The organism is Telluria sp. ZB4P34 (genome assembly GCF_059686055.1).
Genome location: NZ_JCASIF010000001.1, coordinates 953,139 through 978,610 on the forward strand (window position 1 = coordinate 953,139; position 25,472 = coordinate 978,610).

27 protein-coding genes are annotated in these 25,472 nt (G+C 65.2%); 20 read left to right on the forward strand and 7 right to left on the reverse strand.

Features of this window, described 5'->3' with window-relative positions; translation table 11 throughout:
• Positions 1–30: 30 nt before the first annotated feature.
• Both fdx and copM read right to left on the reverse strand, forming a co-directional pair.
• Positions 31–369 (reverse strand): ISC system 2Fe-2S type ferredoxin, encoded by a 339-nt coding sequence (gene fdx, locus AC56KL_RS04215; RefSeq protein ID WP_497178879.1) that lies wholly within the window; start codon positions 367–369, stop codon positions 31–33.
• 400 nt (positions 370–769) lie between these two features.
• Positions 770–1,072 carry a CopM family metallochaperone gene (copM, locus tag AC56KL_RS04220; RefSeq protein WP_497178880.1) on the reverse strand — a complete coding sequence of 101 codons (303 nt, stop codon included), beginning with the start codon at positions 1,070–1,072 and terminating at the stop codon, positions 770–772.
• A 369-nt stretch (positions 1,073–1,441) separates the two neighbouring features.
• On the opposite strand from copM, the gene AC56KL_RS04225 reads away from it, so the two are divergent.
• The 11 genes from AC56KL_RS04225 (at position 1,442) to AC56KL_RS04275 (ending at position 10,987) form a co-directional block, all read left to right on the forward strand.
• Positions 1,442–3,940, forward strand: a complete 2,499-nt coding sequence (locus tag AC56KL_RS04225) for a heavy metal translocating P-type ATPase (RefSeq protein ID WP_497178881.1) — start codon at positions 1,442–1,444, stop codon at positions 3,938–3,940.
• A gap of 14 nt (positions 3,941–3,954) precedes the next feature.
• A complete protein-coding gene (gene cueR / locus AC56KL_RS04230) occupies positions 3,955–4,413 on the forward strand; it encodes a Cu(I)-responsive transcriptional regulator (protein WP_497178882.1) in 459 nt (152 codons plus the stop codon).
• Between the two features lie 112 nt (positions 4,414–4,525).
• Complete coding sequence (locus tag AC56KL_RS04235) at positions 4,526–4,720, forward strand: heavy-metal-associated domain-containing protein (protein WP_497178883.1); 195 nt, start codon at positions 4,526–4,528, stop codon at positions 4,718–4,720.
• 210 nt (positions 4,721–4,930) lie between these two features.
• Complete coding sequence (locus AC56KL_RS04240; RefSeq protein WP_497178884.1) at positions 4,931–5,347, forward strand: hypothetical protein; 417 nt, start codon at positions 4,931–4,933, stop codon at positions 5,345–5,347.
• A 105-nt stretch (positions 5,348–5,452) separates the two neighbouring features.
• Positions 5,453–5,779, forward strand: coding sequence for a hypothetical protein (locus AC56KL_RS04245; protein WP_497178885.1), 327 nt, complete (start codon positions 5,453–5,455; stop codon positions 5,777–5,779).
• A gap of 14 nt (positions 5,780–5,793) precedes the next feature.
• Positions 5,794–7,209 (forward strand): TolC family protein, encoded by a 1,416-nt coding sequence (locus AC56KL_RS04250; protein ID WP_497178886.1) that lies wholly within the window; start codon positions 5,794–5,796, stop codon positions 7,207–7,209.
• A 15-nt stretch (positions 7,210–7,224) separates the two neighbouring features.
• Entirely contained in the window at positions 7,225–8,616 is a 1,392-nt protein-coding gene (locus AC56KL_RS04255) for a multicopper oxidase family protein (protein WP_497178887.1), read from the forward strand.
• Positions 8,617–8,705: 89 nt separating this feature from the next.
• A complete protein-coding gene (locus tag AC56KL_RS04260) occupies positions 8,706–9,089 on the forward strand; it encodes a copper-binding protein (protein WP_497178888.1) in 384 nt (127 codons plus the stop codon).
• A gap of 63 nt (positions 9,090–9,152) precedes the next feature.
• Positions 9,153–9,518, forward strand: a complete 366-nt coding sequence (gene copC / locus AC56KL_RS04265; RefSeq protein ID WP_497178889.1) for a copper homeostasis periplasmic binding protein CopC — start codon at positions 9,153–9,155, stop codon at positions 9,516–9,518.
• Positions 9,519–10,517, forward strand: coding sequence for a CopD family protein (locus AC56KL_RS04270; RefSeq protein WP_497178890.1), 999 nt, complete (start codon positions 9,519–9,521; stop codon positions 10,515–10,517).
• Positions 10,518–10,543: 26 nt separating this feature from the next.
• Positions 10,544–10,987, forward strand: a complete 444-nt coding sequence (locus tag AC56KL_RS04275) for a YybH family protein (RefSeq protein ID WP_497178891.1) — start codon at positions 10,544–10,546, stop codon at positions 10,985–10,987.
• 231 nt (positions 10,988–11,218) lie between these two features.
• On the opposite strand, the gene AC56KL_RS04280 is transcribed toward AC56KL_RS04275, so the two are convergent.
• Positions 11,219–12,751, reverse strand: a complete 1,533-nt coding sequence (locus AC56KL_RS04280) for a Y-family DNA polymerase (protein ID WP_497178892.1) — start codon at positions 12,749–12,751, stop codon at positions 11,219–11,221.
• Positions 12,681–13,415: a translesion DNA synthesis-associated protein ImuA gene (gene imuA / locus AC56KL_RS04285; protein WP_497178893.1), complete on the reverse strand. Its 735-nt coding sequence runs from the start codon at positions 13,413–13,415 to the stop codon at positions 12,681–12,683. Before imuA ends, AC56KL_RS04280 begins: the two co-directional genes overlap by 71 nt.
• 240 nt (positions 13,416–13,655) lie before the next feature.
• Between imuA and AC56KL_RS04290 the strand changes: the two genes are divergently transcribed.
• Together AC56KL_RS04290 and hepT are read left to right on the forward strand one after the other, a co-directional pair.
• Complete coding sequence (locus AC56KL_RS04290; RefSeq protein WP_497178894.1) at positions 13,656–14,894, forward strand: putative Na+/H+ antiporter; 1,239 nt, start codon at positions 13,656–13,658, stop codon at positions 14,892–14,894.
• A 130-nt stretch (positions 14,895–15,024) separates the two neighbouring features.
• Complete coding sequence (gene hepT, locus AC56KL_RS04295; RefSeq protein ID WP_497178895.1) at positions 15,025–15,441, forward strand: type VII toxin-antitoxin system HepT family RNase toxin; 417 nt, start codon at positions 15,025–15,027, stop codon at positions 15,439–15,441.
• A 9-nt stretch (positions 15,442–15,450) separates the two neighbouring features.
• Here hepT and AC56KL_RS04300 read toward each other — a convergent pair whose 3' ends face one another.
• Entirely contained in the window at positions 15,451–16,539 is a 1,089-nt protein-coding gene (locus AC56KL_RS04300; RefSeq protein ID WP_497178896.1) for an endonuclease/exonuclease/phosphatase family protein, read from the reverse strand.
• A 480-nt stretch (positions 16,540–17,019) separates the two neighbouring features.
• Positions 17,020–18,045, reverse strand: a complete 1,026-nt coding sequence (gene curA / locus AC56KL_RS04305) for an NADPH-dependent curcumin/dihydrocurcumin reductase (RefSeq protein ID WP_497178957.1) — start codon at positions 18,043–18,045, stop codon at positions 17,020–17,022.
• A gap of 241 nt (positions 18,046–18,286) precedes the next feature.
• Between curA and AC56KL_RS04310 the strand changes: the two genes are divergently transcribed.
• From AC56KL_RS04310 to AC56KL_RS04320, 3 genes are read left to right on the forward strand one after another with little or no spacing between them, the layout of a single operon-like run.
• On the forward strand, positions 18,287–18,760 hold the full coding sequence (locus AC56KL_RS04310; protein WP_497178897.1) for a hypothetical protein: 474 nt from the start codon (positions 18,287–18,289) through the stop codon (positions 18,758–18,760).
• A gap of 8 nt (positions 18,761–18,768) precedes the next feature.
• On the forward strand, positions 18,769–19,665 hold the full coding sequence (locus AC56KL_RS04315; protein WP_497178898.1) for a DUF2145 domain-containing protein: 897 nt from the start codon (positions 18,769–18,771) through the stop codon (positions 19,663–19,665).
• 12 nt (positions 19,666–19,677) lie between these two features.
• Complete coding sequence (locus AC56KL_RS04320) at positions 19,678–19,914, forward strand: hypothetical protein (RefSeq protein ID WP_497178899.1); 237 nt, start codon at positions 19,678–19,680, stop codon at positions 19,912–19,914.
• Positions 19,915–20,063: 149 nt separating this feature from the next.
• Here the strand turns inward: AC56KL_RS04320 and AC56KL_RS04325 are convergent, their stop codons facing one another.
• Positions 20,064–20,231: a hypothetical protein gene (locus AC56KL_RS04325; protein ID WP_497178900.1), complete on the reverse strand. Its 168-nt coding sequence runs from the start codon at positions 20,229–20,231 to the stop codon at positions 20,064–20,066.
• 345 nt (positions 20,232–20,576) lie between these two features.
• Here AC56KL_RS04325 and AC56KL_RS04330 point away from each other — a divergent pair, with 345 nt between their 5' ends.
• From AC56KL_RS04330 to AC56KL_RS04345, 4 genes are all read left to right on the forward strand, one after another.
• Positions 20,577–21,800: a hypothetical protein gene (locus AC56KL_RS04330; protein WP_497178901.1), complete on the forward strand. Its 1,224-nt coding sequence runs from the start codon at positions 20,577–20,579 to the stop codon at positions 21,798–21,800.
• Positions 21,797–22,825, forward strand: a complete 1,029-nt coding sequence (locus AC56KL_RS04335; RefSeq protein WP_497178902.1) for a DUF4034 domain-containing protein — start codon at positions 21,797–21,799, stop codon at positions 22,823–22,825. Before AC56KL_RS04330 ends, AC56KL_RS04335 begins: the two co-directional genes overlap by 4 nt.
• A gap of 162 nt (positions 22,826–22,987) precedes the next feature.
• Positions 22,988–23,584, forward strand: coding sequence for a DUF2760 domain-containing protein (locus tag AC56KL_RS04340; protein WP_497178903.1), 597 nt, complete (start codon positions 22,988–22,990; stop codon positions 23,582–23,584).
• Positions 23,581–25,464 (forward strand): Hsp70 family protein, encoded by a 1,884-nt coding sequence (locus AC56KL_RS04345; protein ID WP_497178904.1) that lies wholly within the window; start codon positions 23,581–23,583, stop codon positions 25,462–25,464. Before AC56KL_RS04340 ends, AC56KL_RS04345 begins: the two co-directional genes overlap by 4 nt.
• The last annotated feature ends 8 nt before the right edge of the window (positions 25,465–25,472 follow it).

Below are 25,472 nucleotides of genomic sequence, written 5' to 3' on the forward strand. Positions count from 1 at the left end.
TCGGCCCTTGCACCGGCGCCGTGTCCGAGGCTAGCTACCTTCCTTCGCGTGGTTCAGTGAATACTTGGGGATCTCGACAACGAGGTCGGCGTCGGCCACGACTGCCTGGCACGAAAGCCGCGACTGCTGCTCGACGCCCCAGGCCCGGTCGAGCATGTCTTCTTCGGACTCGCTCGCTGGATGGAGGGACTGTGCGCCTCCCCGCACGATGACGTGACAGGTCGTGCAGGCGCCGACTTTGCCGCAGGCATGCTCGATATCGATATGGTTGTCGAGCAGGGCATCGCAGATGCTCGTACCTGCGGCAACAGTCAGCTCTGCACCATGGAGCGCATAGTCGGGATGTGGCTGGACATGAATCTTAGGCATCACCCACCTCCATACCTGGCGTGCTCGCCTGACGATAACGGCATAACAGGCAGGATCGTGCCGCTGCGCGCCGATCGTCAGGACGGCGTGTTGTCGCTGCCCCAGGAACTTCAGGTGGCGGCGCAGAAAACGCTTCGTTCGTATAGTCTGGGGTGAGCGGCCGATGCCTTTCAGGGCTGAGCGTTTCGCTGATGTGGTGGTACATGATGGACCTCGCGAAGACTGAGTGAATCCACTGTAGACCTTCCAACAATGGAAAGGTCAAGGGTGTTATCCCTCATCCTGGTTCTCGACGCATCCTTGAATACCTGGAAGCACATTCGGTGAGTATCAATCCCGCCAGGCAGCCCGCTCCACGCATGACAACGCTGCCCGGCAAGCGCTGTATTACTGGATGTGCCTACAATGCCTGCCTCGACAGCCAGCTGCGCATCATCCGGATTTCCTTCTCCTGGGCCGCGATCACGGCTTGCGCCAGGGCACGCACTTCAGGGTCCGTGCCATGCTGGAGAACCACGCGCGCCATGGCAACGGCACCCTGGTGGTGCGGGATCATACCGCGCATGAAGTCGAGGTCCGCGTCGCCAGTCAGGTCTGCCGACATGTCGGCATGCATCTTTTCGTTGACAGCCTTATATTTCTCAATGATCGGATTGGTAGACGCTTTTGCTGCATCATGTTGCATGTGCTGGTGGTGGTTCATGGCTGCTCCGTAAAATTGAGTGAGGGGCGTTGCTGGGTTGTATGTCCGCGCCATTGGCGATCGGCCTTCATGGCCGTGCATCGCCTGGCATTCGCCTGGAGCGCTCGATGCTAACGATTGTCACCGTGGGAAGGTCAATCGTGCTTGCCGGACTTCGCGCAGAGCACGTGCAGAAATGGCGCGACAGCAAGCATTGCGGAGTAATCCGGCACTTGCAGGCACGCTTTCAGGATAGGGAATGCCGGGGTTGTCAACCGCGTCTGCAGCGTCGAGATATTCCAACTACTAAAATTTTCGCAAGCACCCTTGACCTTCCCACGATGGCAAGCTCTAGACTGGTCGCATGTTAGTCAAGGCTTGGAGCGAACCATGAGCATGTCCAGTACGATGAGTGCACGCGACACGTCGACAATCAGCCTGCCGATTGACGGAATGACCTGCGCAAGTTGCGTGGGACGGGTGGAGGCTGCCCTGGCAAAGATCCCGGGCGTCGAGCGTGTTTCCGTCAACCTTGCCACCGAGCGGGCGGAAATCCGGTCGGCCGTTGGCGTCGACCGGATGACGCTGGTCCAGGCCATCGAGAAGGTCGGCTACGACGTTCCCGCCAACACGGTGGAACTGGTGGTCGAGGGGATGACGTGCGCTTCATGCGTCGGCCGCGTCGAGCGCGCCCTGGCGGCGGTACCGGGCGTCGCGCAGGCGACAGTGAACCTGGCGACCGAGCGCGCCACCGTACGCGGCGTGGCCAGTGTCGAGACCTTGGTGGAGGCAATCGACAAGGCCGGATACGCATCGCGGCCGGTCGATGCCGCTGTGCGTACCGACGCTGAAGCCGCGGAAAAGAAAGACGCCGAGCAGGCGGCCTTGAAGCGCGACCTGACCGTGGCCGCGGTACTCGCCCTGCCGGTCTTCGCTGCCGAGATGGGCTCGCACCTGATTCCAGGTGTGCACGAATGGATCATGGCAACGATCGGCATGCAGGCGAGCTGGTACCTGCAATTCGTGCTGACCGCACTGGTGCTGGCCATCCCGGGTCGGCGCTTCTTCCAGAAAGGTCTGCCTGCCATGCTGCGCCTGGCGCCGGACATGAATTCCCTGGTCGCAGTCGGCACCGCGGCTGCATTCGGCTACTCCGTCGTTGCCACCTTCGCGCCAAGCCTGCTGCCTGCCGGCACTGTCAATGTGTACTATGAAGCGGCCGCCGTCATCGTCGCATTGATTTTGCTGGGCCGCTATCTGGAAGCCCGCGCCAAGGGCCGCACCTCGGAAGCCATCACGCGCCTCGTTGGATTGCAAGCCAGGGACGCGCATGTGCTGCGCGATGGCCGCGTCGTCGACATACCGGTGGCCGAGGTCGCGCTTGGCGAACTCGTCGAAGTCCGGCCCGGCGAACGCGTTCCCGTGGATGGTGAGGTCACCGAAGGCCGCAGCTACGTCGACGAGTCGATGATCACCGGCGAACCAGTCCCGGTCGAGAAGATCGCTGGCAGCAGCGTCGTGGGCGGCACCGTCAACCAGCAAGGCAGTCTGAGGATCCGGGCCACCGCGATCGGCGCGCAGACCATGCTGGCCCAGATCATCCGCCTGGTCGAGCAGGCCCAGGGCTCCAAGCTGCCGATCCAGGCCGTGGTGGACAAGGTAACCCTGTGGTTCGTCCCGGCCGTCATGATCGCCGCTGCGCTTACCTTCGCAGTCTGGTTCGCCTTCGGACCTTCGCCGGCGCTGAGTTTTGCGATTGTCAACGCCGTGGCCGTGCTGATCATCGCCTGTCCGTGCGCGATGGGCCTGGCTACACCAACCTCGATCATGGTCGGCACCGGGCGCGGGGCGGAGATGGGGGTCCTGTTCCGCAAGGGCGAAGCGCTCCAGCTGCTCAAGGATGCCCGGGTCGTGGCGCTCGACAAGACCGGCACCCTGACCGAAGGTCGCCCTGTCCTGACCGATCTCGAGATCGCTCCCGGATTCGACCGCACGGAGGTGTTGGCGATGGTTGCTGCCGTTGAGTCGCGTTCGGAGCACCCGATCGCCCGCGCCATCGTCGAGTCGGCGACTGCAGGAGGGATTGCACTTCCGGCGCTGTCCGATTTCGATTCGGTGACCGGGATGGGCGTGCGCGCGACGGTCGATGGGCTTGAGGTTCATGTGGGTGCCGATCGCTACATGCGCTCTCTGGGCTTGGACGTCGGCGACTTCGCCGATACCGCTCAGCGCTTGGGCAGCGAAGGGAAGTCGCCGCTGTATGCGGCTGTCGACAAGCGCCTGGCCGCCATCATTGCGGTGGCAGACCCAATCAAGGCCGGTACGCCGGCCGCCATTGCGGCCTTGCACGGGCTTGGCCTGAAAGTGGCGATGATCACCGGCGACAACCGGCGCACGGCGGAAGCAATTGCGCGGCGGCTGGGCATCGACGACGTCGTGGCCGAGGTGCTCCCGGCAGGAAAAGTGGAAGCAGTGAAGCGCCTGAAAGCCGCTCACGGCCGGGTCGCCTTCGTCGGAGACGGTATCAACGATGCGCCGGCCCTGGCGGAAGCGGACGTTGGGATAGCGATCGGCACCGGGACCGATGTTGCGGTGGAATCGGCCGACGTCGTGCTGATGTCGGGCAGTTTGCAGGGTGTCCCGAATGCCATCGCCTTGTCGAAGGCGACCATCGGCAACATTCGCCAAAACCTGTTCTGGGCCTTTGCATACAACACTGCCCTGATTCCTGTGGCCGCGGGGGCGCTGTATCCTGCCTTTGGCCTGCTGCTGTCGCCGGTCTTTGCGGCCGGCGCCATGGCCCTTTCCAGCGTCTTCGTGCTGGGCAACGCCTTGCGTCTGCGCCGGTTCAAGGCGCCGCTGGTGGCGTCCGCTGGCGCCGCCGAATAATGAGGAGAGTAAATATGAATATCGGAGAAGCATCCAGGGCATCAAAAGTATCGGCCAAGATGATCCGCTATTACGAGCAGACCGGCCTGATCCCTCCTGCCAGCCGCACCGGCTCCGGCTACCGGGCTTATACCTCGTCGGACATCCACCGCCTGCACTTCATCCGTAACGCGCGCGACATGGGGTTTTCGGTCGCGGAAATTGCTGACCTGCTCAGCCTGTGGAACGACAAGTCGCGACACAGCGCCGACGTCAAGCGCCTGGCGCAGGAACATATCCACGACCTGCAGCGACGGATGGCGGCCATGCAGCAGATGGTAGACACCCTTGGATCGCTGGTTAGCTGCTGCGCGGGGGACGAGCGCCCCGACTGTCCCATCCTGGCCAACTTGGCGTTGCCGGACGATATGCGTGGAGAGTCGGAACAACGTACAGGCGCGGTGCAGCGGCGCGTGGATGGCGCGAGACCTTAGTCCTTTCCATACCAGCGCCCACACCTCACGACAGGGCAATGACACGGGCGCTTGACCTTCCAACCGTAGCAAGCTTTAAGCTTACCGTTCACATTGAAAGAGGAGTCTTACCATGCAATTTCATCTCGAAAACATGACCTGCGGCGGATGTGCGCGTAGCGTTACGAAGGCTATCCAATCGGTCGATGCGAATGCAGTCGTTGCTACCGATCCGCCGGCTCGACGGGCAACGGTCGAAACCTCGGCGTCGCGAACCGATATCGTGGAAGCGCTTCGCGCGGCCGGCTTCCCGCCGCGCGAGTCCTGAGCAATGAGCGGGATGTATTCCAGACGGAATACATCCCAATTGTTAACCCAGGCTCAAGCAATCTGCGACCTTGCGGGATTACCGCACCCTGCAAGCATCCAGAGACGCAGAACAACTTACGTTTAGCTACAAATTGAAGTGCACAGAGCGGCTTTGCTCAGGCAAAGCCTGTTAGAACGCAAAATCTGTCGTGCTATACTCATCGCACCTATGAACCGTCTGTTCACGACATTGCTGATATGGCTCCTGATGGCCGCACTTCCGCTACACGCGGCGGCTGCGTCCGTCAACATGTCCTGCGCACCGGTTCAGCAACAGTCCAGCGCAGTGCACATGCCCGACCACGGCTTGGCTGCCGCCTCCGAGGATGACCATTCTCATCATGAGATGCACGCCATGGATTCGGTTGACACTGCGCTAGAAGACGGTTCTACCGACGAAAAGGCAGGAAAGCTATCGCATTCTTCCTGTAGCGCTTGCTCGGCATTCTGTATCGGCGCCGTCGCTCCCCCATCTCCTTCGCTCTCGGTTCCTGGTTTCACCGGTTCGGAAGCTGTCGTCGTCGCTCCTGCCAAGCATATCGCCGGGTTCATCCCGGACGGCCTTCAACGCCCTCCCAGGCACTAATCCGCTTGATCGACCAGGCCTTCTGCTGCCCACTTGGCTGTGGCTGCAGGGCGGCCTGGATGTTGGTGCGCATGCGCACCTCACGACCGATTTCGAGGATTGACAATGAAACTCAAGCTGTGGGCCGCCTTTGCCGCCCTGTCCGCTGCCGCACTTCAAGCTCAGGCGCAGCAGTCCAATCGTTCGCCCGACCCGGCAGACCCTTCCGTTGCCGTGCCAGCGACCGTCTATAAGTCCGTGCTGACAGGCCATGTGCCGCCTGCGAACAGGTCCCAGACGCCCGACAAGACCTGGCGCGCTGCGAATGAGGCCGTGGCTGGCCAGCCAGGTCACGCCGGTCATCACCAGGCGCCTGCGCCCTCACCGGCCCAGGAAGTGCCGCGCCAGCCGGTGCCGGCTGCTGCGCCGAAGGACCAACACAAGCATCACTGAGCTGAGGCCGATCAATGAAAACAGCACAAACACATCCAGCCCTTCGCAGTATCGCGATCGGCGCCATGGCCCTGACCCTCGGCGGTTGCGCGACCTTCTCCAAGGACGGAGGCCTCGACGCCGTTTCGTCCATGACGACCGAGCGCATCGGTCAGGATATCCGTCTGCCGCGTGGTGCTGGTGCGCAAACCGACGTGCAGGCGGAACTGTCCGCCCTGCTGAAACGGCCTTTGACTGCCGATAGTGCGGTGCGCGTCGCCCTGCTCAACAACCGGGGCCTGCGGGCTTCGCTTGCCGAGCTGGGCGTTGCTGAGGCCGACCTGGTACAGGCAGGCCGTATGGCCAACCCGTCCTTCAGCTTCGGTCGCATGTCAGGTCACGGGGAAACCGAGATCGAACGCAGCGTCATGTTCGATCTCGTCGGACTGCTGACGATTCCGCTGCGCCGGGACATCGAAGCACGCCGCTTCGAAAGTGCCAAGCTGGTTGCCGCCACTGAAGCGGTTCGCACGGCTGCAGACACGCGCAAAGCCTGGTTCAATGCGGTGGCGGCGGCGCAGTCCGCCCGCTACGCCGAGCAGGTGCGCGAGGCCGCACAGGCCAGCGCCGAACTGGCTGCGCGCATGGCAAAAGTCGGCAACCTGAGCGCGCTCGACCAGGCACGCGAGCAGGCTTTCTCCGCCGAGGCTGGCACTCAGCTTGCGCGTGCACGCCACAACGCAACAGCTGCACGCGAGCAGCTGACAAGGCTCATGGGAGTATGGGGTGCAGACACGTCGTTCCAGCTGCCCGACCGGCTTCCCGATCTGCCAGCCGCCCCACGTGAACCCGGCAATATCGAATCGCTTGCGATGCAGCAGCGCCTGGACGTCCGGGTTGCAAAGCTGAGCACAGAGGCGACTGCACGCGCATTGGGACTGACGAAGGCCACCGGCTTCGTGAATGTACTGGAAGCCGGCTACATGAACGCAAGCAAGTCCGGCGAGCCGCGCGAGAACGGCTACGAGATCGAGCTTGCGCTGCCGCTATTTGACTGGGGCGGCGCCCGCACCGCAAAAGCCGAGGCTCTCTACATGCAGTCCGTGCACCGCACTGCCGATACCGCGATTTCGGCCCGGTCCCAAGTGAGGGAAGCGTATTCCGCTTACCGCACCAGCTACGACGTGGCGAAGCACTACCGCGATGAAATCGTCCCGCTACGCAAGAAGATATCAGAAGAGACCTTGTTGCGTTACAACGGCATGCTGATGAGCGTCTTCGAACTGCTGGCGGACGCACGGGCACAAATCAATGGGGTCAATGCGGCGATCGAAGCGCAGCGCGACTACTGGATTGCCGACACCGACTTGCAGGCTGCCATCAACGGCACCGGGGGCGCAAGCGTCCGTATGGCCGGTGGCGCAAGTACCGAAGCAGCTCCAGCACATTAAACAAGGAAACAAGCAATGAGTTCTCGTCGAGATTTCTTCACTGGCGCAGCTGCACTGGTTGGCGCCGGCCTGGTGAGCCGCGCCGGCGCGGCTACCCTGCCCGAAGCACCCATCATGACCACTGCAGCGACGCAGCCGCCGCTGTCTCCGCCCAACGGCCGTCCTTACCATCCGGTCGTGACGCTGAACGGCTGGTCGCTGCCCTGGCGCATGAATAACGGTGTCAAGGAGTTCCACCTGATTGCCGAACCCGTGGTGCGCGAGATTGCTCCGGGCATGAAGGCCAACCTGTGGGGCTACAACGGCCAGAGCCCCGGCCCGACCATTGAAGTGGTCGAAGGCGACCGCGTGCGTATCTTCGTGACCAACAAGCTGCCGGAGCACACCAGCATCCACTGGCATGGCCAGCGCCTGCCCAACGGCATGGACGGCGTCACTGGCCTGACCCAGCCTGGCATCCAGCCAGGCAAGACCTTCGTGTACGAGTTTGTCGCGCGCCGGCCAGGTACCTTCATGTACCACCCGCATGCGGACGAGATGGTCCAGATGGCCATGGGCATGATGGGCTTTTGGGTGACCCACCCCAGGAATCCGGCGCATCATCGGGTCGACCGCGACTTCGTGTTCCTGCTGAATGCTTACGACATCGAACCGGGCAGCTACACGCCACGCGTCAACGAAATGCTGGATTTCAATATTTGGACCTTCAACAGCCGCGCCTTCCCAGGCATCGACACAATGAATGTACGCCAGGGCGATCGCGTACGCATTCGCACTGGCAACCTGACGATGACCAACCATCCGATCCACCTGCACGGCCACGAGTTCGAGGTCACCGGCACCGATGGCGGCTGGACCCGCCCGGCGTCCCGCTGGCCGGAGGTCACGACCGATGTCGCGGTAGGCCAGATGCGCGCGATCGAGTTCATTGCGGATGAGCCGGGAGACTGGGCTTTCCATTGCCACAAGTCGCACCACACCATGAATGCGATGGGCCACGACGTCCCGACCTTGATCGGCGTGGACCACCGTGGCGTTGCAGAGAAGATCACCAAGCTGGTTCCGGATTACATGGTCATGGGCGAGAAAGGCGGTTCGATGGGCGACATGGAAATGCCGCTGCCCGACAACACCCTGCCGATGATGACCGGCCAGGGACCGTTCGGCGGCGTGGAGATGGGTGGCATGTTTACTGTGCTGAAGGTGCGCAAGGACCAGAAGCCTGGCGACTACAAGGATCCGGGCTGGTACAAGCACCCCGCCGGCACGGTCGCCTATGAATGGAAGGGCGAGCCGCCAGCGGCCGTTCGCCACCACAGCCCGGGTGGCCAGTCCATGCCCGCGGCCAAGACGCCTGAAGTTGAAGTCACTGTTCGCAAACCAAAGGGCCACCAGGGACACCACTGACATCCCCATGACGTCCTGCGGGTGCGCGCGGACGGCAAGATCAAGGTTTTCAAGCACGACAACTGAATCGACCAACGAAAGGAAACAACATGAACGCATTCTCGAAACTGACTCTGGCAATGGCAATGGCCGCCGGCGCCTCGTTCGCAACGGCACAGGACAATGGCCACGCTGGCCACGCTGGCCACGCTGGCCACGCTGGCCACGGCTCGCACGCAGCGCATGCCGGTCACCAGGCGGCAGCACCGGTCGAACTGGTCGAGGGGGAAGTCAGGAAGATCGACAAGGAAGCCGGAAAAATCACCATGCGCCATGGCGAAATCAAGAACCTCAACATGGCGGCGATGACGATGGTCCTGCGCGTGCAGGACCGGGCGATGCTGGAACAGGTCAACGTGGGCGACAGGGTCAAGTTTGCGGCAGACCGCGTCAACGGCGCCGTGACGATTGTGCAGATGCAGAAGGCCGACTAAGAGCGTCCAAGCTACATAACCATCCCACAGTCACCTGATGTGGGAACACTCCAGAGAAACATCATGAACATCAAAAAGCTGCTTGTCGCCTCCGCTACGATCGTATCGATCATGTCGGCCCCTGCTGCTATCGCTCACACGAAACTCGAGGCGTCGACTCCCCAAGCCAACAGCATCGTCAGTCCGGCGCCTGCTCAGGTGCGCCTGCAGTTCAGCGATCCGCTTGAACTGCCGTTCAGTAAGATCAAGCTGGTCGATGAGAATGCTGCCGTTGTCGAACCGTCGAAGATCGCAGTGGACCCTGCCAATGCAAAAGCGCTGCTTGCTGATTTTCCCAGGTTGAACGCCGGTGCGTACCGCGTCCAATGGAGTACCGTCACGCGCGACGGGCACAAGGTAAAGGGCGAGTTCAACTTCCGGGTGAAGTAATTGGAAGCTGACTTCGCGTCGCTCCAGCGTGCCGTCACGGCCGTTCTGAACCTGTCGTTTGCCGTGCTCGTCGGTGCAAGTACCGCATCACATTGGCTTCGCCGGGGTAGGTCTGTCTGGGCAAGCAGGCTGTTGCCTCGCTTACGCAAGACCGTGCTTGCAGCGACTGGCTCGGCCGTGATGGCGTACGTCGCGATCCTTTGGGTCGAGGCAGCGTCGATGGCGGAAGTTCCATTGACCGAGGCACTGCCGGCAATTCATTCGGTAATCACCGCAACCCACTATGGCACAGCGTGGATGATCGGAGCCGTTGCACTCGTCGTCATCGGAGTCGCTTCCGTCGCGCGTGACCCGAGGGCCCGGACAAGGTCGACGGTTCGCACGGTGGGGATTGGCCTACTGCTCTACAGCCGTAGCATGGTCAGCCACGCTGGAGCAGGCGGCGACTTTACCTGGGCCGTAGCATTCGACTGGGTGCACCTGATCCTGATCAGTCTTTGGGTAGGCGAAGTACTTGTGGCGGGGTCAATCGTCATGCGTAGCGGGCCTGATGCAGATTTGCAGAGCCGTCGCGAGTGCGCCGACTACACTGCTGTACTGTCGCGTTCGGCAAGCATTGCACTGATCGGGATTTTCGCGACGGGCCTGGCCAGTGCCTGGCGAGGCCTTGGCGAATTCGATAACGCATTCGGTAATCCTTATGCCACGAGCCTACTTGTCAAAATAGTGTTGGTATGTTGTGCCGCGACGCTGGGCGGCCTGAACCGCTTCGTCGTCATGCCGACGATGTTTTTGCAGCTTCGCACCCTTACCGATGGCACCCAGTCCGGTGCGGGCCGCGAAACGTGCAATGAGGATGAGCCCGGCATGAGCACGACAGTCGGGGCAAGGACAGGCCAAGCGTTCGCGCGGGTCCTGCAAGTGGAAGCATTCTTCCTCGTTGCAGCAATCGTAGCGGCAGCATTTCTAAGCTCGACGCCACCACCAACGGCATCTTGACTACTTCTTCGTTCAAAGGAATAACAATGATAAAGACATCCCTGAAACAACTCGCACTGGCGAGCATCCTGGTTGCCAGCTCGGCTGCCAGTTTCGCAGCGTCTCCCAAGGAAACGCTTGCAGCGTTTCACGACGCGCTGGCAGCCGGCGATAAGGCGAAGGCCCTCAGCCTCCTGGCGCCAGAAATTGCAATCTATGAAGCCGGCTATGTCGAGCGCTCACGCGACGAATATGCAAGCCATCACCTGGGCGGAGATATGGATTTTGCAAAGGCCTCGACGCGCAAGGTGCTCAAGCAAACCGAGCGTATCGACGGCAACACCGCCGTTGTCTGGGAGGAGACGGAGACCAGCGGGACCTCGCGTGGCAAGCCGGTGCACGCTTTCGGTACCGGAACGGCGGTGCTGGAAAAACGTGGCGACGCATGGGCGATCATCCATGTGCACTGGTCATCCCGGAAAGCAAAGTAAGTAATTTTTCCTTGGTATCGCAGGAGCGCAGGATCAGCCCGGTACGCCTGCTTTGAATGATGCTCCGGCAAGGCGTCGCCTACAGGTCAAGCCGGCGCCTTGCTCCCGCAGTAGAGCCACACTGTACCCGGATGCCAGCTGAATCGTTCATGGGCCAGGCAGCGAGGCTTCCATGCCTTGAGCTGCTGACTAAACCAAAAGCGCAGCAGCTTGGGCAGTCGGCTGTACTCGCTATCCGAACAGGCCGTGCAAATACCAGCGCGGCTCGGCGTCCTCGCCCGCGCCGACGATGCGCTCGCGGTAGATCCAGTACAAGCTATGGTCCTGTCCTTCGGCAATGAAGTAATCGCGGGTCTGGGTCTCGCTCCACCAGCCGGCCTCGATGCGTTCGGGCGTCGAGGCCACCTTCAGGGGCGAGCCGTAGAAGGGCCGGTGGTTGCGCATCAGGAGCGCGATCGGCTTGGCCAGCAGCCAGCTCGGACGCGGCAGGCTGCCGACATCCGGCGGCAAGCGCGCCGCCTGCGCCGCCGGGCGCAGCTCCTGCTGCACCGGCACCCATTCGTTGGCGACTTCGGGCCGGTAATCGGCCTGCGGCAGCGCCTGCAGCACGTTGTCCGCTCCCAGCCGCGCCACCAGCAGCTCGAGCATGCGCATCCGGTCTTCCTCGCTGCCGCCGGGCTCCGGGAACAGCGATTCGGTCGGCGGCGCCATCGCCCTCACCTGCCGCGCTTCGAGCCCGAGCCCGATCACCGGCGCCGGCAATTCCTGCCGGGCCAGGCGCTCCTTCAGGAGGCGCACCAGGTGCTCGTCGCGCCAGCCCGGCTCGGCCAGGACGATCTCGAGCGGCGTCGGCGGCATCGCCACCCGCCCCCGTTCGTGTTCCATCAGCAGCGTGATGCGTTCCACCGCGAGCTGGCGCGCGCACAGCCAGCCGACCAGCTGCAGCACCAGGTGGTGGGCGCCGGCCAACAGCAGTTCAGCCTGCTCGATGCGGTCGAACAGCTCCAGCCGGGCCCGGAAACTCTCGGGCGGCGCGACCCATTCGAACAATTCGGGGCACAGGCCGTAGGCAGCGTCGAGCATATCGAGCAGCTCGCGTCCGCAGCGCCGCTGCAGGCCGGGGCGCGGCAGGCGCCGCAGTTCGGCCAGGCTTTCGCAGCCGATGCCCTCGAACCAGGCTCCAAACGGCCGGGCCGGAGGCAGCAGGGCCAGCGGCAGGCGGTCGAGGCGGCGTTCGAGCGAGGCCTGCCGTAAGGCACGCCCGGGGAAGCGGCCGCGCCCCGCTCCCCGCCCCGCTTCCGCCATGCTGCCATGGGCAGCCGCGCGCGCCAGCAGCCAGGCCGCGCGCGCCGTAGGCGCACAGCTGACCGATGCGGTGTAGCCGAGCGCGCGCAGGCTGGCGCGCACGCGCGCGCACAGGGCGCGGATGCCGCCGAACAGGCGCAGGCTGGCGCCGATGTCGAGCAGCAGCGTCGCTTCCTCGGCCAGTGCGACCTGGGGCGTGAACTGCAGCATCGCCAGCGCGACCGCGTCGAGCGCCTCGGCTTCGCGCGCCGGGCTGCGTTCGAGCAGCCGCGCTTCGGGCATGAGCATGAGCACGCCGCCGCGCCGCATGCCGGGCCGCACGCCCGCCGCGCGCGCCGCCGGCGACACTGCCAGCACGCGCTCCTGCTCCAGCACGACGCTGCCCGGGTCACTGCACCAGCTGGGGCTGAAGATGTCGAGCGCCAGCTGGGGTAGGGACAGGCCGATCCACAAACGCATGTCGTTGTACCAGGGAAGAAGTGAGGGGCAAACCAAGCGGAAGAAACAGCGGCGCGTCGCGCTGCGGCCCCCGGCGCTTGACGAAGTCGATGTGCATGCCGCCGGCCGCCGGGCGCAGCGCCAGGCGCAGGGGCGCGGGCGAAGCATCTTGCGCCGCGGCCAGCGGGCGGAGCATGAAGAACAGGGTTTCGCCGCTCTGCGCCGCCAGGTGCAGGCGGCGCAGGCTTTCGCCGCGCGCGTGGTTGGCCCAGAACAGCAGCGCCCCGCAGCTGCCGCTGCGCAGCACCTGCTCGGCCGCCCACAGCGCGTCGGCGCTGCGGCTGGTACGCAGCCACAGCAGTTGCGAAGGCTGCAGGCCCAGCGCGGCCAGCGCCAGGGCTTGCGGCGGATGGGGCGGCTGGAGCAGGACGATGCGGCGTTCGGCGCAGGCTTGCAGGGCCGGGCGCAGCAGGCGCATTTCGCCGATGCCGGGCTGTTGCAGCAGCAGCTCGACCAGGGTGCCAACGGGCCAGCCGCCGCCGGGCAGCTGCGGCGACAGCGCCGCATGCCCGGTGTCGACACAGCGCGTGCCGGCGCGCGCCAGCTGCGAGGCGCGCCACAGCGAAGGGTGCAAGGCTTCCGGCGCAACAGAGGACAATGCCCCCGGTGTGGATGAGGAATTCATAGGGATTGGTGAAAAAGTACTGTATAAACATACAGTACTCGCTGAGCCTGGATTTGGCAAGATGTATTCATTTTGGCCATACCACTTACCCGATTGGTATTGACAGAAGCTAAAGCTGCGAATACCCCGGAAAAGCCGCCCTGCTCTGCAATCCATGAAATAATGGCGGCTCGTCCATTTACACTCAGACAATGCTCAGACAATGATGAAGCTGTCTCATGCACGCCACGGAGCACGCCCGTGACCACCCTCCAGCTCACCGGCGCCATCCTGTTCGCGATCGCCCTCGTCCACACCTTTTCTACCAAGCTGTTCCATTCGCTGGCCAGGCGCCATCCGCGCCATGCCGGCCTGTTCCACCTGCTGGGCGAAGTCGAAGTCGTGTTCGGCTTCTGGGCTTTCGTGCTGGTGCTCGCCATGGCCTTGCTGGCCGGCAGCGCCGAAGCCGTTGCCTACGCTGAATCGCGCCACTATACCGAGCCGCTGTTCGTGTTCGTGGTGATGGTGATCGCCGCCTCGCGTCCCGTGCTCGACGCCGTGCGCGACCTGCTCGCGCTGCTGGCGCGGCTGGCGCCGGTGCGCACCGAGGTGGCCCTGTGCTGGCTCGGCCTGGCGCTGGTGCCCCTGGCGGGCTCCCTGATCACCGAGCCGGCCGCGATGACGCTGGCCGCCCTGATGCTGGCGCCCCAGGTATTCCGGCCCGGAATTCCCGAATGGCTGAAGTACGGCGCCATCGGCGTGCTCTTCGTCAACGTCTCGATCGGCGGCACCCTCACCTCGTATGCGGCGCCTCCGGTGCTGATGGTTGCCGGCGCCTGGGGCTGGGACAGCGCCTTCATGGCCGCCACCTTCGGCTGGCGCGCCGCGCTGGCGGTGCTGTTCAATGCCACCGTCATCACCCTGCTGTTGCGCCGCCACCTGGCGCCCGGCGCCGTGGTCGAGGACGTGCGCATGCCCTGGGTCGTGTCCGCGGTCCACCTGGCTTTGCTGGCAGGCGTGGTGCTGCTGGCCCACCACCCGGTGCTGTTCATCGGCCTGTTCCTGTTCTTCCTCGGCTATACCCAGGCCTATCCCAAGCACCAGTCGCCGCTGATCCTGAAGGAAGGCCTGCTGGTCGGCTTCTTTCTGGCCGGACTGGTGCTGCTGGGTGGCATGCAGCAGTGGTGGCTGCAGCCGCTGGTCTCCAGCCTGGAGCCGACCGCCCTGTTCTTCGGCGCGCTGGCCCTGACGGCAATCACCGATAATGCGGCACTGACTTACCTCGGTTCGCTGATCGAGGGCCTGTCCGACCATGCCAAGTACATGCTGGTGGCCGGGGCGGTCGGCGGCGGCGGACTGACCGTGATCGCCAACGCGCCCAATCCGGCCGGCGCCGCCCTGCTGCGCGACGGCTTCGAAGACGGCTCGATCGGCATGGGCGGGCTGTTCCTGGGTGCGCTCGGACCGACCTGCGTGGCGGCGGCGATGTTTCTCATCTAATTAAGCGTCTAACAGAACCCTCAGGGCAAGGCGCATCGCTGCAGTGGCGGACCACAAAGACAGTACGCTGGTACGGCGAGACGATGCAACGCAGCAATGAGGGTTCTGTCAGGCGCGCGGAGAGAGTGTGATGGACGACGACATCCTGGTACACAAGACGGGCACCATCGAACGCTGCTGCCGGCGCGCGCGCGAGGAATACGAGAAGGACCCGACCACCTTCGTGAGCGACCTGACGCGCCAGGATGCGGCCACCCTCAACGTGATCCGCGCCTGGGAAGCGGCGATCGAGATGGGCGACTACGTGATCGGCAATGCCCGCCTCGGCCTGCCGCACGACGAGCGCGAGGTCATCACCCTGCTGGCCGAGCATGGCTGGATCGCCCCCACCCTGGCCGAGGACCTCAAGCGCACCGGCGAATTCTGCCGCGCCGAATGGGATTACCAGGAGGCGCCGCTGCCGGCCCTGGTCACCATCCTCAAGCGCGGGCTCGACGATTTCGGGCAATATGCCCAGGCACTGGTGAGCGGGGCCGCCGCCACCTGAGCCGCAGCACTACGGCTGGGGCTCGTGCACGTCCGATACCTCCACGTCCTCGGCGGCGATCTTCTCCTCCGCCAACTCGTGGTCTTCCTCGTCCGCCGCCAGTCCCTCCTGGCCGGCGCCACGCGCACTGTCATAGGTCAGTTCCACCAGCATCGGGAAATGGTCCGAGCCGAAGGACGGCAGGCGCTCGATATGCGACAGCGTGAAATGCTCGCTGTGGAACAGGTGGTCGAGCGGCCAGCGGGCGAACCAGAAGCCGGCGTGGAAGGTGTTGAACATGCCGCGCCCGATGCGCGGATCGAGCAGGCCGCTGATCTTGCGGAACAGCCGGGTGGTGGTCGACCACGCCACGTCGTTCAGGTCGCCCGCGACGATCACCGGCGTCTCCAGGCCGGCCTCGGCCACGCTCTTGGCCACCACCAGCAGCTCGGCGTCGCGCTGGGTCGATTCCATGTGTTCCGTGGGGCTGGGCGGCGTCGGATGCAGGAAATGCATGCGCACCTTGTGCCCGGACGGCAGGATGATCAAGGTATGCATCGACGGAATATCGTCCTCGACCAGGAACTGGATGGCACTGTCCTCCAGCGGCAGCCGAGAATAGACGTGCATGCCGTACAGATTGTCGAGCGGACACTTGAGCGTATGGGGATAATCCTTTTCCAGCACATCCAGCCGCTCTTGCCACCATGCATCTGTCTCCAAGGTAACGAAAATATCAGGCTCATGCTGACGGATCAGGGCGATCAATCCCTCGGTATTTCGGTTCGGCATCAGCACATTGGCTGTCAGGATACGGAACTGCCGGCTCGCTCCGCCAACCACCGCGTTTTTCACTTCATGGGGGTAAGCCTTGGTGTATGGAATGATCCACCAAGCCTGATAGGCCAGACAAGCGGCATTCGCTGCCAGCAACAGGTAAAAGGGGCTGTCGCGCCACTCTAGGAACAGGAACTGCCCGACCAGTACTGCGAGCGACAGGACGGCCAGTTGCAGCCGCGGAAAATCGAGGTCGCGTATCCACCACCCTGTACATCGCAACAGGGGCAGCAGCGTCGCAAGGACGATTACGGCAACCAGGGTCACGAAAGTGGGCAGCATGGCAGTCTCGAAAGCGGTAGCGGGCTCATTCAATGGAGTGATCGCAGTATGCCTCTTTTCCAACGCGGCAGTCTGTACGTTAGCGTGCACAAGTGGAAGATGAGCGTTTGTCATCTTTTAATACGTACTTGTTAAGCTACCGCAAGCTTTATCAAGGAATTTGTAACCAATCATTTCCGATCCCGGTCTGACGCTTGAAACTTCAGGCGCGAGGCGTAATGTGCGATGCATAAGCAATACGAGCGGGGGTCCCAATGAATCTCTTCAAGACAAACCATCTCAGGTATATCCCCTCACGCCGGGCCAAGCGGGAATCGGGCAAGAACTTGTATCCGCTGCTGGGTGTTGTTCTCTTGATCATGACGGCCGCACTCAGTTACGGCGCCATGTACTTCTTGCTGACTGCCTGATTCGCGTGGAGCCACGGTTACGCTGCCTGCCAGGCCAGGCAGCGTGTCCGGCACGCGAACCCTTGTTCCATCAGCCTGCAAGCCTGACGACGAGCTTGCCGAAGTTATGCCCTTGCAGCAAATCGATGAAGGCCGCCGGCGCCTGTTCCAGCCCGTCGACGATATCTTCACGGTAGCGCAGGCGTCCCTCCCTGATCCATTGCCCGGCCTGCTCCAGGAAGGCCGGACGCAGCTCCGCGAACTCGCGCTGGATGAAGCCGCGGATGGTCAGGCTCTTCTTCAGCACGTCGCGCATGACGAGGGCCAGCCGGTCGGCGCCGGGCGCGGCCTGCGGCAAGGCGTTGTACTGGGAGATCAGGCCGCAGACCGGCACCCTGGCGAAGTCGTTCAGCAGCGGGAACACCGCGTCCCAGACCCTGCCGCCGACATTTTCGAAGTAGACGTCGATCCCATCCGGGCAGGCGCTTGCCAGCTGCTGTGCGAAATCGGGCGCGCGGTGGTCGATCACGGCGTCGAAGCCCAGCTCGTCGCGCACGAAGGCGCATTTGTCGGATCCGCCCGCAATGCCGACCGCCCGCGCGCCATGGATGCGGGCGATCTGCCCCACCGCCGAGCCGACCGCACCGCTTGCCGCGGCCACCACCACGGTCTCGCCCGGCTTCGGGCGGCCGATCTGCAGCAGGCCCGTCCATGCGGTAAAGCCGGGCATGCCCAGCACGCCGAGCGCCGTGCTGGGCGGCGCCAGGGACGGGTCCAGCTTGCGCAGGTTGGCGCCATCGGACAGCGCATAGCGCTGCCAGCCCGAGTGTGACAGCACAATATCGTCCACCGCGAAGTCCGGTCTCCGCGAGACCACCACGCGCGCAACCGTGCCGCCTTCCATGACGCCGCCGACCGGCACCGGTTCCGCGTACGATTTCGCATCGTCCATCCTGCCCCGCATATAGGGGTCGAGCGAGAGGTAGAGGATTTCCAGCAGCAGCTGGCCGTCGGCGGGAACGGGGACCGGTTCCTGCACGATGCGGAAGTTGTCGAGCCGCGGCAGGCCATCGGGACGGGAAGCGAGCAGGACCCGCTGGTTGGTGGCTGGTGTCATCAAGGGCATCCTCCTGGAAAATACGGAAGAGACATGCTACGCCGGATCGGCAGTTCTTTCAGGCGCCCGGCCGGATATGCCCCACTGGTGCTTTTCACAACACGACGGCGGCGCTTTGCCGCGAGCGCGTCGCGATGCCGGCGATTACAACAACTTACAGAAATCCCACGCCTGCCGCCTTCTCAACAGTTCGCCGGACTTGTACCATAAGCACCATTTGCCAAGACCTCGAAAGACATCCATGACCTTCACCACCGTTTCACGCGCGCTGTGCCTGGCCGCGTTCGCCGCCGCCTTCGCCGTCCCCGTCCACGCAACCAGCTTCACCTCGTCCGCTTCGAGCGCGGGCTCGGCCTCGTCCGGCAGCGTGTCCGACTCGATCGGCGCCTCCAGCAACAGCTCGGGCGGCGACGAGCGCGTGGCGGCCGGCGCCTACCGCGTGATCGACATCGCCCAGGCCCCGGCCAAGGCCGACACCACCCGCATGACCCTGCGCGCCGTGGCGGCCGGCCCGGCAGGTGCGGCGCGCGAGTTCACCCTCGACGTGCCGAACCGTGCCCTGGCCGAACGCGGCGTGAACAAGGGTGAACTGGTGCAGGTCAACGAACGCGCATACGGCTACGAATTCGCCCACGCCGATACCAAACGCTCCTTCTTCCTGGCGCTGCAGGACGACTGGTACCGCGATCTGGCCTCGCGCAAGGTCGCGATCTGACGCATCCGATGTTGCGCCAGCTTGCCGCCGGCGCGCTCCTGCTGTGCGCGAGCGCCGGCGCGTGGGCGGGACTGCCGGTGTTCTGCCAGCAGTCCATCGACATCGGCGCCACCGAGCAGGACCGCGTGCTGCGCTTCTCGAACGTGGTCAAGCGCGAGCTGGAGCGCTCCGGGGCGGGCGTCGCCCTCATCGCGCGCGCCGGCCTGGACCTGAGCCGCTTCGGCCAGCTCTACTCGCACGCCGGCATCGCCCTGCGCGAGCATCCAGGCGGTCCATGGGCCGTGCGCCAGCTCTACTATGCCTGCGACGAGTCGCGCCCGCGCCTGTTCGACCAGGGCATCGCCGGCTTCGCGCTGGGCGCCGACGCACCCACGCGCGGCCACATCTCGCTGCTGTTCCTGCCGGAGCAAGACGGCGCGCTGCTGGCGCGCGCGGCCCAGGACAAGCGCCTGGCCCTGGCGCTGCTGGCCGGGCAATACAGCGCCAATGCCCATGCCTGGAGCACGCGCTACCAGAACTGCAACCAGTGGGTGGCGGAATTGCTCGCCGGCGCCTGGGGCCGCTTCGATGCAGGGGAAGGCGTGCGCGAACAGGCGCAGGAATGGCTGCGCGCACAGGGCTATACAGCCGGACCGGTCCGCATTCCCTCGCACTGGATGATGTTCGCCGGGCAGTTCGTGCCCCTGGTGCACATGAACGACCATCCGGTCGAGGACATCCAGGCGCTGGCGCTGCAGGTGAGCGTGCCGGCCTCGATCGAGGCCTTCGTGCGCCGCCAGGCGCCGCAGGCGCGCCGCGTCGAGCTTTGCCACACGCAGGAACGCATCGTCGTGCGCCATGGCTGGGAACCGCTGGGCGCCCAATGCGAGCCGGGCGCGGGCGACGAGGTGATTGCACTGGATTGAACGCCCGCGGCAGTGGACCCGGCCGGCCATGCGCAGGCTCAGCTCATCCATATATACTGGACGGAAAGCAGAAACGCTTGGCTGTCCAACAATAAAGAGGTGAACGACATGCTTGCCGATTTGATCCTGAACTTGTTTGGCGAAGTCGCCGCTAAACGCTACCGCTCCGTACGCTGGCTGTCCCGGATCGCCTTGCTGGCCCTGATCGGCGTGATCGTCTACGCAAGCATGCCAGGCCCGGTCTCATGACATGAGAACGCCCTGTGCAAGGCAGGGCCTTGTCTCGGCGGCAGCGCCTGATTGAGCGCCGCAGCCTCGCCGATCTCCTGGACCAGGCCCGGCGCGCCCACAACAAACCCTGCACGCGGCAGGGTTCGATGGAGCAGTACGGCGACGGCCTATTTGCCTGCCGCTTCGGCCAGCCTGCGCAGCACGGCGGGCGATACCGAATCGCGGCCGCGGCTGAGCTGGTACAGGGTCCGCAGGTCAACGCCATTGCTATTGCGGGCACCGATGGGAGCCGGGGTGAGGAAGAGGCTGCGGATGAAACTGATGATGGTGGCCATGATGTCATTCCCTGGAGTCGCTATCGAATGACTCCAGTATGCGGCCTCCAAGATAGAAATCAAATTGCGATCCATGATGATCGTCATTCACGAATTAACTATCTCGGCACGCCAGAAGCGGCCAAGGCCGCCATGCCCTCCGCGCTGGTGATCGTGCTGATGGGTGATCGCGCCGTGGCGGGCCTTGCGCGAGGACCGGCGCGAGCCTGCGCTGCCGCGCCAGATGCGCGGGATGGCGGCGCCTATGCAGCATGGATAAATCGCAGGCTGACGAATCGCGCATGCCGTCACGGCTGGGCAGTATTGCTATCATGCGCCATCCTTGAAGACAGTCGAAAGGCCGGCATGACACGCTTTTCCCGCTCCGCAGGCGCCCTTGTCCTCCTCGCCTTGCTGGCCGGCCCGGCCCTGCCTGTCCTGGCCGCCGACCCGACTGCCGAGCAAACCGCCTCCATGACGAAGCGGCTGCACGAAGACCTGGCCCGGACTTTCGTGCTGCCGGCGGCCCTGAAGCTCGATCCCGGACTGCGCACCGAGGCCGAAGGCATCGCCGCCGCCCATCTCGAGCGCATGGGGCAGGTCTTGCCGGCCTGGATAGACGAAGAGCGCCGCGTGCAGGCCGCGGAAAGCGGCAAGCCCGACGGCAATGCCCTGTTCTTCGCCGTGTTCGCCCGCGTGCTCAACGAGCTCGCGCTCTGGCACCTCGCACCCGGAGACGCCGCCTACGAACAGGCCACGCTGGCGGCCATCGCCGCGTCGCCGCAGGTCTGCAGTACCGAAGACGATCCCCGTTTCGTCGATTTCGCCAGCCGCATCATGCGCGTGCAGGCCATGCCGCCAGGCCAGCGCAAGCACGCCCTGTCCACCGAGCGCAGCCTGCTCACGGCCTGGGGCAAGCCGCGCAAGGCCGTGCCGGCGTGGCCGGCGCCGCTGCCGCAAGACGCCGCCATGGCCGCCATCGCCCAGGCGCGCAGCGGCGGCAAGCCCACACCGCTGCCCTTGCCCCCTTTCCTGGCATCGGTGCTGCTGGCGCAAGGCAAGGCTTACCAGGACGTGCACTGGGAAAGCCGCTGCGCCGTCCAGCGCTGGTGGCTGCGGGTAAGCCTTGTCGCCAAGACCGCGCCGGACGCCGCGCTCAATGCCTTTCGCTACGGTACCCTGATGACCGCCACCGACCGCTTCGGCACCATGTTCGAGACCGAGGCATCGCTGGCGGCCAAGGCGGACCCGGCCGCCCGGCGGGCCTACCCCAGGATGGCGCAGCGCTTCGACGTCACCGGCGCCACCACCATCACGCGCAGCTTCGACACCGCCGGCAAGCCGGTGCAGGCCAGCATCAGTGCGCGCCAAATTACGGTTCGCGGCATCCGCGGGGTTCGGCCGGTCGCCTTCGAGAACAGCTTCGACGCGCTCTCGCTGCGCTATGCGCTGGCCAACGCCGCGCCTGCGAAACCGGGGGAGCCCCCTCCCGCTACCTTCAAGATGGACTGGAGCCTGGAATCGCCAGAGGCCCCGGCCGGCGCCCCGCCCGGCCGTCCGTCCGCCACCGCAGCAGGAGCCAGGCCATGAAACCATCGTTCTTTCCGGCGCGTCTTGCCCGCCTCCTGTGCCGCGCCGTCTTCTGCGCGAGCCTGCCGGCGACCCTCGTCCACGCCCAGGAGGAACCGGCCACGCCGCCCATCACCCAGGCCGCCGCAAACGCGTTCTGGATCGGCGACTTCGCCGCCATCGAGCGCCAGAACGCAGACTACCGGCAGCCGGGACGCTTCGGCCCGGACGGCAGCTCGCAGCTCGACCAGTTCCGCTCCGGCCTGGGCAAGGTGATCAACAACAAAGTGAGCAATGCCGAAGCCTACCTGTCGGAACTCGACCGCCTGACGCTGGAATGGGCCACCGCCCACCCCACATCCGCGATCGCCCACGGCCTGCATGCCCGCGCGCTGGTGGCGCACGGCTGGTCCTACCGCGGCGGCGACGTCATCTCCAAGGTGCCGCCGGAAGCACGGAAGCAGTTCCAGGCCTACCTGCAGCGCGCCGTGAAGCATCTCGAGACCCACGCCGCCGTCGCCCTGACGGACAGCTATTCCCACCTGGTGCTGCTCAAGATCGGCACCGCCCTCGGCTGGGACCAGCAGCAGATGGCGGCAATCCTGGCCGACGGCCTGAAACGTAATCCCGACGACATCTCGCTCTACCCCGAGTTGCTGGTGTCGCTCCTGCCCAAGTGGGGCGGCGACATCAGGTCGATCGACAGCTTCATCCGACACGCCGCCGAGCAGACCACGACGCGCTTCGGCTCCGGCATGTATGCGGAGCTGTACTCCGGCGTGGCGGACGAATTCGGCCATGCACTGTTCGACGACAGCCTTGCGGAATGGCCGCGCATGAAACAGGCTTACGAGGACATGTTCGCCCGCTTTCCCAACAACCCGGCGCGCCTGAACCGCTACGCCTACATGGCATGCCTGGCCAAGGACAAGCCGGTCTTCACCTCGCTGCTCGGCAAGCTGGGCACCGCGATCCACACCAACCAGTGGGGCACGAACCCCGAACGCAACCTGGAAACGTGCCGCCGCTGGGGCGCCCAGCCCTAGCCTTCGGCCATGGCGCCGGCCCGGCCGACTGCCGGCGCCGCGCGCCGCGCCGGCGCACCCGCGCCCCGCTCGTGGCTGAACTGGTATCATGCGCGTTTTCCGGAATCCGGCCCCGATGCTGTCCGACAGCGGGCCCGTCCCTTACCCTACAGAACATCAAGAATGAACACACCAAGCAAGCTGCCCGGCTTCTGGAGCCGGCTTTCGATCGCCTTTGGCACCTTCTTCAAGTCGCTCGGCGACGCCGAGTTCGCCGCGCGCGTGCGCGATGACGGGGTCGGCCCGGTGGCGGCCCCGACCGTGGCGCCGACGCCTACGCCGACGCCTGCGCCAACTGTCGCACCAACGCCGGCCCCGACGGCCGCCCCTCTGCGCGCCCCGACCGCCGAGTCGGCCCTGCAGCTGCTGAGCCTGCTCCAGCGCGAAGCGCGCCTGATCGACTTCACCCAGGAAAACCTGAGCGCCTATTCCGACGCCGATATCGGCGCCGCCGCCCGCGTCGTGCACGAAGGCTGCGCGCGCGTGCTGCGCGAGCACTTCACCATCGAACCGGTACGCAGCGAAGCAGAAGGCGCCCGCATCACGCTCGAGGAAGGCTTCGACGCCGCCAGCGTGCGCCTGACCGGCAACGTGGTCGGCCAGGCGCCGTTCAAGGGGACGCTGTCGCACCGCGGCTGGCGTGCCACCAAGGTCCAGCTGCCGCAGCTGGCCGAGAAGCACGACGCGCGCGTGCTGGCGCCGGCGGAGGTGGAACTGTGAGCGACGCATTGAACGCCCCGCAGTCGGCCCGGTATGCGATCGGCATCGACCTCGGCACTACCCACAGCGCCCTGTCCTATGTCGACCTGCAGGCCAGCGACGGCGAGAAGACCGTCGACGGCGTCCTGCCCATCCCGCAGCTGAGCGGGCCCGGCACCGTCGAGGCGCTGCCGCTGCTGCCCTCCTTCCTCTACCTGCCGCATCCGGACGAACTGGCCGCCGGCGAAACGGCGCTGCCGTGGAGCCCGGGGGGCGAGGGCTTCATTGCCGGTGAAATGGCAAGGAGCCGCGGCGCCACCACACCGATCCGCCTGGTGTCCTCGGCCAAGAGCTGGCTGAGCCATCCGAGCGTGGACCGCCGCGCAGCCATCCTGCCGCACGACGCCCCGGAAGAAGTCGCGCGCGTCTCGCCGCTCGAGGCCTCGACCCGCTACCTGGCGCACCTGCGCCAGGCCTGGAATGCGGCGCATCCGGACGCGCCTTTCGATGCCCAGCAGGTCACCGTCACCATTCCCGCTTCCTTCGATCCGGGCGCGCGCGAGCTCACGGCCGAGGCGGCGCGCAACGCCGGCTTCCAGCCGACCCTGCTGGAAGAGCCGCAGGCCGCCCTCTACAGCTGGATCCAGGGCAGCCGCGGCGCCTGGCGCAAGCAGGTCAAGGCCGGCGACATCGTGCTGGTCGTGGACGTGGGCGGCGGCACCAGCGACTTCTCGCTGATCGCCATCCTCGAGCGCGACGGCAAGCTGGAGCCGCATCGCGTGGCAGTAGGCGACCACATCCTGCTGGGCGGCGACAACATGGACCTGGCCCTGGCCCATTTCGTGGCGCGCAAACTGCAGGCGGGCGGCACCCAGCTCGATGCCTGGCAGATGCGCGCCCTCACCTACGGCTGCCGCAGCGCCAAGGAACACCTGCTGGCCGACGCCAACGCCACCGTGTGGCCGATCGTGGTGCCGAGCCGCAGCTCGAAGCTCATCGGCGGCTCGATCCGCACTGAACTCACGCGCGATGAGGTCACCGCCTTCATTACCGACGGCTTCTTCCCGCGCGTCGAGGCGTCGGCACGCCCGGCCACGCGCCAGCGCGCCGGCCTGACCCAGGTCGGCCTGCCCTACGCGCAGGATGCCGCGATCACGAAACACCTGGCCGCCTTCCTGGCGCGCCAGGCCGGCGCCACGGCGGAGCTGGAAGGTTTCGAGGGCCGCGTGAATGCCGAACACCGCGACGGCGGCCCGAGTTTCCTGCACCCGAGCGCGGTGCTGTTCAACGGCGGCGTCTTCAAATCGAACATCCTGGCCCAGCGCGTGATGGACACCATCAACGACTGGCTCTACCTGGAAGGAGCCGAACCGGCGCGCATGCTCGAAGGCGCCGACCTCGACCTGGCGGTGGCGCGCGGCGCCGCCTACTTCAGCCATGCCCGCCGCGGCGGCGGCGTTCGCATCCGCGGCGGCACGGCCCGTTCCTACTACGTCGGCGTGGAATCGTCGATGCCGGCCATTCCCGGCATGGAGCCACCGATCGAAGCGCTGTGCGTGGCGCCCTTCGGCATGGAAGAAGGCAGTGAACTCGAACTGCCGGGCCAGGAATTCGGCCTGGTGGTGGGCGAGCCGGTCACCTTCCGCTTCTTCGGTTCCACCACGCGCCGCCAGGACCGCATCGGCGAGGTGCTCGAGTTCTGGGGCCCGGACGAGCTGCAGGAGATGAACGAAATCCAGGCCACGCTGCCGGCCGAGGGCCGCGTCGCGGGCGACGTGGTGCAGGTCAAGCTGCATGCGCTGGCGACGGATGCCGGCACGCTGGAACTGGCGGCCGTATCGCGCGAAGGCCAGCGCTGGAAGATCGAATTCGACGTCCGCAATGCGCCGGACCAGCATTGATGCCCCAG